1 pseudogene is annotated in these 308 nt (G+C 51.9%); it reads right to left on the reverse strand.

Annotated features, from left to right (window positions below):
• Positions 1 to 4: 4 nt before the first annotated feature.
• Positions 5 to 265: pseudogene (locus tag FKW31_RS15785) on the reverse strand (transposase); the annotation flags it as partial.
• Positions 266 to 308: the final 43 nt, after the last annotated feature.

Here is a 308-nt window from a genome sequence, read left to right on the forward strand (position 1 = left end):
TTCATTTTTTTCCAAGGGCTTCCTTCAGGATATCCGTCTGCATGCTCAGATCCGCATACATGCGCTTCAGCCGACGGTTCTCCTCTTCCAGAGCCTTCATCTGACTGATCATCGAAGCATCCATACCGCCATATTTCGCGCGCCACCGGTAAAACGTGACGTTGCTGATCCCATGCTCCCGGCACAGGTCAGGAACCGAGACACCGCCCTCAGCCTGACGGATCACACCCATGATCTGGGCGTCAGTAAAGCGACCACTCTTCATCAGAATCTCCTCATCCTTACGCTGAGAAAATTCTCATTCAAAA

Origin of the sequence: Acetobacter sp. DmW_136 (assembly GCF_008690365.1) — a bacterium.
Lineage (GTDB): Bacteria > Pseudomonadota > Alphaproteobacteria > Acetobacterales > Acetobacteraceae > Acetobacter > Acetobacter oryzifermentans.